The organism is Cupriavidus sp. CP313, assembly GCF_054072015.1.
In genome coordinates this window covers 213050-221116 of the sequence record NZ_JBSVZB010000009.1, presented here as the reverse complement: position 1 = coordinate 221116, position 8067 = coordinate 213050, and the positions used below count along the sequence as shown (strand labels likewise).

8 protein-coding genes and 1 pseudogene are annotated in these 8067 nt (G+C 68.3%); 5 read left to right on the top strand and 4 right to left on the bottom strand.

Going from position 1 to position 8067, the window contains the following annotated elements:
• Positions 1 to 155: 155 nt before the first annotated feature.
• A complete protein-coding gene (locus ACW4E8_RS15480; RefSeq protein ID WP_456805289.1) occupies positions 156 to 635 on the bottom strand; it encodes a nuclear transport factor 2 family protein in 480 nt (159 codons plus the stop codon).
• Positions 636 to 870: 235 nt separating this feature from the next.
• On the opposite strand from ACW4E8_RS15480, the gene ACW4E8_RS15475 reads away from it, so the two are divergent.
• Together ACW4E8_RS15475 and ada are read left to right on the top strand one after the other, a co-directional pair.
• Positions 871 to 1647: a 2OG-Fe(II) oxygenase gene (locus ACW4E8_RS15475; RefSeq protein WP_456805299.1), complete on the top strand. Its 777-nt coding sequence runs from the start codon at positions 871 to 873 to the stop codon at positions 1645 to 1647.
• An 8-nt stretch (positions 1648 to 1655) separates the two neighbouring features.
• Positions 1656 to 2726, top strand: coding sequence for a bifunctional DNA-binding transcriptional regulator/O6-methylguanine-DNA methyltransferase Ada (gene ada, locus ACW4E8_RS15470; protein ID WP_456805288.1), 1071 nt, complete (start codon positions 1656 to 1658; stop codon positions 2724 to 2726).
• A gap of 11 nt (positions 2727 to 2737) precedes the next feature.
• Here ada and ACW4E8_RS15465 read toward each other — a convergent pair whose 3' ends face one another.
• On the bottom strand, positions 2738 to 4474 hold the full coding sequence (locus ACW4E8_RS15465) for an FAD-dependent oxidoreductase (protein ID WP_456805287.1): 1737 nt from the start codon (positions 4472 to 4474) through the stop codon (positions 2738 to 2740).
• 195 nt (positions 4475 to 4669) lie between these two features.
• Between ACW4E8_RS15465 and ACW4E8_RS15460 the strand changes: the two genes are divergently transcribed.
• Positions 4670 to 5401 (top strand): YceH family protein, encoded by a 732-nt coding sequence (locus tag ACW4E8_RS15460; RefSeq protein WP_456805286.1) that lies wholly within the window; start codon positions 4670 to 4672, stop codon positions 5399 to 5401.
• Positions 5402 to 5676: 275 nt separating this feature from the next.
• Positions 5677 to 6579: a patatin-like phospholipase family protein gene (locus ACW4E8_RS15455; protein ID WP_456805285.1), complete on the top strand. Its 903-nt coding sequence runs from the start codon at positions 5677 to 5679 to the stop codon at positions 6577 to 6579.
• Positions 6580 to 6647: 68 nt separating this feature from the next.
• Here the strand turns inward: ACW4E8_RS15455 and ACW4E8_RS15450 are convergent.
• Positions 6648 to 6770: pseudogene (locus ACW4E8_RS15450) on the bottom strand (alkaline phosphatase family protein); the annotation flags it as partial.
• Positions 6771 to 6853: 83 nt separating this feature from the next.
• On the opposite strand from ACW4E8_RS15450, the gene ACW4E8_RS15445 reads away from it, so the two are divergent.
• Positions 6854 to 7447: a TetR/AcrR family transcriptional regulator gene (locus ACW4E8_RS15445; protein WP_456805284.1), complete on the top strand. Its 594-nt coding sequence runs from the start codon at positions 6854 to 6856 to the stop codon at positions 7445 to 7447.
• 29 nt (positions 7448 to 7476) lie between these two features.
• Here the strand turns inward: ACW4E8_RS15445 and ACW4E8_RS15440 are convergent, their stop codons facing one another.
• On the bottom strand, positions 7477 to 7983 hold the full coding sequence (locus tag ACW4E8_RS15440; protein ID WP_456805283.1) for a hypothetical protein: 507 nt from the start codon (positions 7981 to 7983) through the stop codon (positions 7477 to 7479).
• Positions 7984 to 8067 lie beyond the last annotated feature (84 nt).

Here is an 8067-nt window from a genome sequence, read left to right as displayed (position 1 = left end):
ACTCCTGAACGACCTGCAGCTTGAACTGCTCGGTGTACTTTGCCATGTAAAAACCCCCAAAAGTTGTCTCCAACTTCTGGGGGTCAGTTCACAAGCGGGAGAGGGAGCTGGCTTGCGGTGTTCAGCGAATATCGCCGTACTGAAGCCCAACAGCTTCACAACCCCAGCTCACTCAACCCCGCATGTTCATCCGGCCGCCTGCCCAGTGGCCAGTGGAACTTGCGGTCCGCTGCCTTGATCGGCGCATCGTTGATGCATGCATAGCGCCTGCGCATCAGCCCCGCCTCATCGAACTCCCAGTTCTCATTGCCGTATGACCGGTACCAGTTGCCGGAATCGTCGTGCCATTCGTAGGCAAAGCGCACTGCGATGCGGTTGCCATCGTGCGCCCATAGCTCCTTGATCAGCCGGTAATCCAGCTCCTTCTGCCACTTGCGCTGCAGGAAGGCGACGATGTCGGCGCGGCCGTTGACGAATTCCGCACGGTTGCGCCAGGCGCTGTCGACGGTATAGGCCAGCGCCACGCGCTCGGGGTTGCGGCTGTTCCAGCCGTCCTCGGCGGCACGGACCTTGGCGATGGCGGATTCGCGGGTGAATGGGGGCAACGGCGGACGGATTTCGGCTTGTGCGGACATGCGGAGGCTCCTTTGCTGAAGACAGGATGAATCAGGTGGGAAGGACAGCCTGCTCAAGATGATACAGACCTGTCTCATTATTGATAGACAGATCTGTCTTGTCAAGGCGGATGCCGGGCAGAATTCAAAAGCAAGACCCGGAGTGCGAGGCGCACGCGGGCGGCCTAAAGTTGGCACCATGCAAGCGAGATACAGGAGACCCGCGGTGAGCATCAGCCAGATACAACGCCCCGAAATGGCCGTGGCAGGGCCGCGCAGGCCAATACCGCCGGCGCGCGGCACGGCGCGGGGGCATGGGCACGGAGCCGATATCGCCACCCGCGTCGATGGCACCGACTGGGCCGCCGTTGCACGCGAGCTCGACGACTACGGCTGTGCCGCGATCCGCGGCCTGCTGTCGGCAGCCGAATGCGAGGCGCTTGCCGCCGGCTATGCGCAGGACGCGCTGTACCGCTCGCGCATCGAGATGCGCCGGCACGGCTTTGGCCAGGGCGAGTACAAGTACTTCCGCTACCCCCTGCCCGACACCGTGGCCGCATTGCGCACGGTGCTGTATCTGCACCTGGTGCCGGTGGCCAACCGCTGGAACGCCGCCATGGGCATCGATGTGCGTTATCCCGCCGCGCACGCCGACTATCTTGCCCGCTGCCACGACGCCGGCCAGTTGCGCCCGACGCCATTGCTGCTGCGCTACGGGCCGGGCGACTACAACTGCCTGCACCAGGACCTGTACGGCGAGCACGTATTCCCGCTGCAGGTCGCCATCCTGCTGTCCGAGCCGGGCCGCGACTTTACCGGCGGAGAATTTGTGATGACCGAGCAGCGGCCGCGCATGCAGTCGCGGGCCGAGGTTGTGACGCTGCACCAGGGCGATGCGGTGGTATTCGCCGTCAGCCAGCGCCCGGTGCAAGGCAGCCGCGGCAGCTACCGCGTGAACCTGCGGCATGGCGTCAGCCGGCTGCACGCGGGCCAGCGCTACACGCTGGGCATCATCTTCCACGACGCCACGTGAGGTATCCCATGACCCGTTCCACACAGCAACCGGAAGTCAGCACCATCGAACGCGACCCGCGCTGGGCCCGCGTCCTGGCGCGCGATCCGGGCGCCGACGGTGCCTTTGTCTATGCGGTCAAGACCACCGGCGTGTACTGCCTGCCGAGCAGCCCGTCGCGCCTGCCACATCCGGCCAATGTCGAGTTCTTCGATAACGCCGCCGCGGCCGAAGCCGCCGGCTACCGGCCCAGCCTCCGGGCCGCCGCGCCTGCGCTGGCGGCCCAGCACTCAGCCATCGTGGCCGACGCCTGCCGCCGCATCGAGGCCGCCGACACCCTGCCCACGCTGCCCGAACTGGCCAACGCGGCGGGCGTCAGCCCTTATCACTTCCACCGCCTCTTCAAGGCCGTCACCGGCCTGACGCCGCGCGCCTACGCCGCCGCGCATCGCGCCAAGAAACTCCGCGAGCAACTGGGCACCAGCCACTCCGTGACCGAGGCGATCTACGACGCCGGCTTCGGCTCCAACAGCCGCTTCTACGAGACCTCGGACGCGGTGCTGGGCATGACCCCGTCACGCTACCGCGCGGGCGGGGCCGACACCGATATCCGCTTTGCCATCGGCCAGTGCTCGCTGGGCGCGATCCTGGTGGCCCAGAGCGAGCGCGGTGTCTGCGCGATCCTGCTGGGCGACGATCCGCAAACGCTGCTGCAGGACCTGCAGGACCAGTTCCCGCGCGCCAACCTGATCGGCTGCGATGCGCAGTTCGAGCAACTGGTGGCGCAAGTGGTGGGCTTTATCGAGGCACCTTCGATCGGCCTGGCGCTGCCGCTGGATGTGCGCGGCACCGCGTTCCAGCAGCGTGTATGGCAGGCCCTGCAGGAGATCCCTGCGGGCAGCACCGCCAGCTATGCCGAGATTGCCGCGCGCATCGGCGCGCCGCGTGCGGTGCGCGCGGTGGCGCAGGCATGCGCCGCCAACCACCTGGCAGTGGCCATTCCCTGCCATCGCGTGGTGCGCAGCGACGGCAACCTGTCGGGCTACCGCTGGGGCGTGGCGCGCAAGCGCGAACTGCTGGAGCGCGAGGCGCAAGCCTGAGTGGTCCGCGCTCAGCGCGCCACGGCTGCCTGCACCCGAGCCAGGTAGTCGTGGATCTGCGCCACCACCGCCGCGCCCTCACCTACCGCCGCGGCAACCCGCTTGGTCGACCCCGCCCGCACGTCGCCGATGGCAAACACGCCCGGCACGCTGGTCTGCAGCGGATACGGCACCGCCGACGCGCAGCCCAGCTCGCCGCCGCCGGTGCGCACGAAGCCCTTGTCATCGACCTCGACGTTGCAGGTGCGCAGCCACGACGCATTGGGATCGGCGCCGATAAACAGGAACAGGTGCCGCACGTCCATCGTGACCGGGGCCGGGCTTTCCGCCCGGCATTCGTAGCGCACCGAACTGAGCCACCCTTCCCCCGCCAGCGCGCTGATCTGCGCGTGCGTGTGCAGCGTGATATTGGGCAACGAACCGATGCGGTCGATCAGGTAGCGCGACATGGTGGCGGCCAACCCCGGCCCGCGCACCAGCATATGCACGTGTGCCGCGTGCGAGGCCAGGTAGACCGCTGCCTGCCCGGCCGAATTGCCGCCGCCCACCAGCATCGCCGGCTCGTTCTTGCACAGCTTGGCCTCCACCGGCGAGGCCCAGTAGTAGACCCCGCGCCCTTCAAAGTGCTCCAGCGCGGGGATGTCGGGGCGCCGGTACTGCGCGCCGGTGGCAATCACCACGGTGTGGGTCGGGATCATGCGGCCATCGGCCAGCTCCAGCCGGATCGGGTCCGCGCCGCAATGCAATGCCTTGACCTCAAGCGGGATGGCGATATGCGCGCCGAACTTCAGCGCCTGCACGAACGCGCGCCCGGCCAGCGCCTGCCCCGAAATGCCGGTCGGGAAGCCAAGGTAGTTCTCGATCCGCGCACTCGCGCCCGCCTGTCCGCCCGGCGAACGGCAGTCGATCACCGCCACCGACAAGCCTTCGGACGCGGCATACACGGCCGTGGCCAGCCCTGCCGGCCCGGCGCCGACCACCACCACGTCATAGACATGGGCCGGATCGAACTCCGGCAACAGCCCCAGGCACGAAGCCAGCTGCCCTTCGTCCGGCGCGCGCAGCACGCGGCCGTCGGCGCAGATCACCAGCGGGAAGTCGCTGGCGGGCGCGTTGGCGTAGTCGAGCAGCAATGAGCAGTCGCGTTCCGCGTCGATATCGATGACCGTATGCGGGTAGCCGTTGCGCCGCAGGAACGCCTGCAGTGCCACCAGCTGCGGCTCGGTGCCGTGGCCGACCAGCACCGGCCCGCTGCCGAATTCGATCAGCCCCACGCGGCGCAGGATCAGCGCGCGCATGATGCGCTCGCCCAGTTCGGCCTCGGCCACCAGCAGGGCGCGCAGCCGCTCTGGTGTGATTGAATAGCCCTGGGTATCGGTCACGGCCACGCCGTCGACCAGCGCCGGGCGGCCGCTGAGCGTGCCGACTTCGGCCAGGAAGTGCCCCGGCCCTTGCTCAGTGATCTGGTGCTCGCGCCCCAGGCCGTCGCGCCGCATCAGCCGCACGCGGCCGCTGATAATCAGGTACATGCCCCGGCCCGTATCGCCGATGGAAAAGAGCTTCTCGCCCGCGCGCCAGTTCTGCGGCGTGCCGAAGCGCCGCACGCGCTCCATGTCGTCCGCGCTGAGTTGCGGGAACATCTGGTGCGAGCGTGACTCCAGCGTGGAATACGGCGCCTCCAGGCCGCCTCCAGCCTCCGGGCCGGTGTCCTCATCCGGTGCCGTTGCCTCCGACTGCGAAATCGCCATGCTCCCTCCCCGTCTGGACCCGCGCCTGCCCTGGCGCATTTTCCCGGTTGCCGCCGCGCGGCCTATCGATAGTAGACGGCGGCGCGCAGAATGCGAAGATCGCACGGCGCAGTTGCGGATTGCGCTGGCTTGGGATTGAATGAGCGCCTCGGCGTGTCGGCATTCGCCGTCACCTTCAGCAAAAAACCAGTCTTGATGCATTCCAACCATGATTCCGACGCCAGCCAGACTGGCGACCGTCCCGCCCGTCCGGCATTGCGCCCCCTGACGCCCGTCGAAGGCCGCGTGCTCGGCGTGCTGGTCGAAAAACAGCACACCGTGCCCGACACCTACCCGCTGTCGCTCAATGCGCTGGCCTCGGGCTGCAACCAGAAAACCGCCCGCGCCCCCGTGATGAACGTCAGCGAGGCCGAGATCCTTGAGGCCATCGATGGCCTCAAGGGCCTGAGCCTAGTCTTTGAAGGCAGCAGCAGCCGCGTGCCGCGCTTCGAGCACAATATGCAGCGCGTGCTGGCCGTGCCCAAGCAGTCGGTCGCGCTGCTGGCGCTGCTGCTGCTGCGCGGCCCGCAGACCGCAGCGGAGTTGCGCCTGAACACCGCGCGCCTGCACGGCTTTGCCGATATCTCGTCGGTCGAGGCCTTCCTTGACGAACTGTCCAGCCACGCACCGCCTTTTGTCGTCCGGCTGCCCCGCGCGCCGGGTGCACGCGAAAATCGCTGGATGCACCTGCTGAGCGGCGAAGTGAGCGCCGCAGCGGACGCCTATGATGTCGAACGCACCACGGGCGGCGCCACCGCCTCGCCGGGCGAGCTCGAACAGCTGCGCGCCGAGCAGCAGGCCCTGACCGAGAAGGTGGCGAAGCTGCAAAGCCTGGTCGAACACATGGCCGGGCAACTCGGCATCCCAGCAGACGAGTTTCTCGAGTAAACAGCAACCCGCACCCATCCCAACCACGCCGCTGCTGGCCAAGATCGGTGGTTGGCGCAAATTCCTGGCGGTTAATTGCGTTATTAGCGACGGAAAAAGCGTGTCTGGAGCTAGATCGCCAGGTATGTGGGCTGGCCGGGCTTATCACGCCCGTGTGATAGATGGCATACATGCACGCAGCGCGGCAGACAACTTGCCGCCGACCTGCCCGCTGACCCGGATGTCGCCTATGCTTTGCTCAGGACAGCAGACTGGAAAGGGAGACCGGCGCAGCCATGGACAAGACAGCCTTCGTATTTGCCGGCGGCGGCAGCCTGGGTGCGATCCAGGTCGGCATGCTGCGCGAACTGGTGGCCTGGGGCGTGATGCCCGATATCGTGATCGGCGCCTCGGCCGGCGCCATCAACGGCGCCTACTTTGCCTGCAACCCGGGCGTGGCCGGCGCCGGCCGGCTTGACGCGCTGTGGCGCGGCATCCGGCGCTCGGACATCCTGCCGTGGAGCTGGCGCAGCGTCTGGAGCATGGTCGGCGGCAACCGCGGCCACCTGGTGGAGGCGGCCGGGCTGCGCGGGCTGCTGGCGCAGCACTTCGGGCCGCGGCGGCTGGAAGCGTCGGAACTGCAGCTGCATGTGGTGGCCACCGACATGCACAGCGGCGACGAGGTCTTGCTGTCCAGCGGCAGCATTGTCGACGCGGTGCTGGCCAGCGCGGCCATCCCCGGCGTGTTCCCGCCGGTGCAGTTCGAGGGCCGCACGCTGATCGACGGCGGCGTGGCCAACAACACCCCGGTATCCACCGCGATCGCACTGGGTGCCACGCGCGTGATCGTGCTGCCCGCGGGCTTCACCTGTGCTGAGCGCCGCCCGCCGCGCGGCGCGCTGGAGCATGCGTTCAACGCGCTCTCGCTGCTGGTGGCGCGCCAGCTCGTGAACGACCTGCAGCACTTCGCCGACCGCGCGCAGATCAGCGTGGTGCCGCCGCTGTGCCCGCTCGACATCTCGCCCTACGACTACTCCAAATGCGGCGAGCTGATCGACCGCGCCGCGGCCACCACCACGCAGTGGCTGCAAGGCAAGGGGCTGGACAGCCAGCGCATACCGGGCGCGCTGGCGCCGCATTCGCACGACGAAGCGGCGCCCAACTGCAGCGCCGATATCCCGGCGGCGACGCCCCACTGAAGCCGTTCAGCGCGGCTCGTGCGCCGGGCTTGCGGTCCATCGGCGCATCGAAGTCATCCACGTTGCCGCGCGATCGACTTCAGGTCGGCTTCGAGCTTGTCGAGGTTGACCACGTTGGCATTGCAGTCCGGCGAGTCGATGATCGAGTGGAAGTACACGAACGGATTGTGCCGCGCCGCATACTGGTCGCCCTGGTACCGGCGCACGCGGATCCAGGCATGCCCACGCTGCCTGCGCGCCAGGCTGCGCTCTGGCCATTGCTACAATCCGTCACATGCCCACCCAAGCCGAACGCAGCGCCAGCACCCGCCAGTCCCTGATCGACGCCGCCGTGGCCTTGCTCGTCGAGCAAGGCTATGCAGCCTTTTCAGAAGCGCGCGTGTGCGAGCTGGCCGGCAGCAGCCGCGGCTCGCTGCGGCACCATTTCCCCGAAGGCCGCTATGACCTGCTGCCAGCCATGCTGACCTGGCTGCTGGAGCGCGAGGCGGCGCGCCTGGCCGCGCTGGGCCCGCTCAGCCCTTCGCTGCGCGTGCACCTGATGCTGCATATCCTGGCGACCCGCCCACAGCGGCATACCTCGCTCGCCATACTGGAGGTGTGGATGGCAACGCGTGGCGACGCGCGCCTGGCCACGGCCGTGCGCGCACCACTGGACGCCGTGCCGCAGATGCTGTTCGGCCAGCCGCCGGACGCGCCGCCAGAGCCGGAATGGCTGGCGCTGCGCTGTTTCCTGCACGGCGCCACGCTGCACAGCTTTGCGCCGGACTACGACGGCCAGGGCTTGTCCGAAGCGGTGCGCTGGCTGATGGCGCGCCTGCCGGCCCCGGCGGGGCTGGACGCCTTGCTGGCGCGCATGCACGCGGACTAGTTGTGAAGCTTCACAACTAGTCCGCCGGATCAGGGCAGCCGCGCCAGCAACCGGTCGCCCAGCGTGGGCGGCAGCGCCAGGCGCCCTGCCTTGCCAGGCGCCGCGGCATCGAAGACCACGGCCTGGCCGTCCCAGCTGAGCCGCACCGGCCCGCTGCTGTTGAAAGTGCGCTGGGCCAGCACGCGGTTGCGCTCCACGCCGTAGATGCGCAGCAACACCCGCTCCCGGCCCAGATAGCAGTATTCCGCTGCGTACCGCGCAGCGGCATCCAACGACGGCAGGTGCCGGCAGTTATGCGCGCCAGCGCGCTCCCAGGCGCCGTGGCCATAGGCGATGGCGGTCCAGATACCACCGAGCGCCAGCAGCCGCCCCGCGGTGACCAGTGCCAGGCGCTGCGCGCGGGCCTTGCGCCCGTCCGGGGTGGCCATCACGTGTGACACCGCGCGGTACAACGCCAGCCCCAGCAGCAGCATCGTCACCGCCGCCAGGTGGAAATAAAACGCCGACTCCGGCATTGACGCCATGATCTGACCCATGCCCGCTCCCGGAAAATATCGTCAAACTACCGTCCCGCCGAAATCAGAATCCGGCGCCCGCGCCGTCATATAAATCCGCACCGC

Coding starts and splice junctions, on each gene's coding strand:
- ACW4E8_RS15480 (WP_456805289.1), bottom strand. CDS start 635: ATGTCCGCACAAGCCGAAATCCGTCCGCCGTTGCCCCCATTCACCCGC.
- ACW4E8_RS15475 (WP_456805299.1), top strand. CDS start 871: ATGGCCGTGGCAGGGCCGCGCAGGCCAATACCGCCGGCGCGCGGCACG.
- ada (WP_456805288.1), top strand. CDS start 1,656: ATGACCCGTTCCACACAGCAACCGGAAGTCAGCACCATCGAACGCGAC.
- ACW4E8_RS15465 (WP_456805287.1), bottom strand. CDS start 4,474: ATGGCGATTTCGCAGTCGGAGGCAACGGCACCGGATGAGGACACCGGC.
- ACW4E8_RS15460 (WP_456805286.1), top strand. CDS start 4,670: ATGCATTCCAACCATGATTCCGACGCCAGCCAGACTGGCGACCGTCCC.
- ACW4E8_RS15455 (WP_456805285.1), top strand. CDS start 5,677: ATGGACAAGACAGCCTTCGTATTTGCCGGCGGCGGCAGCCTGGGTGCG.
- ACW4E8_RS15445 (WP_456805284.1), top strand. CDS start 6,854: ATGCCCACCCAAGCCGAACGCAGCGCCAGCACCCGCCAGTCCCTGATC.
- ACW4E8_RS15440 (WP_456805283.1), bottom strand. CDS start 7,983: ATGGGTCAGATCATGGCGTCAATGCCGGAGTCGGCGTTTTATTTCCAC.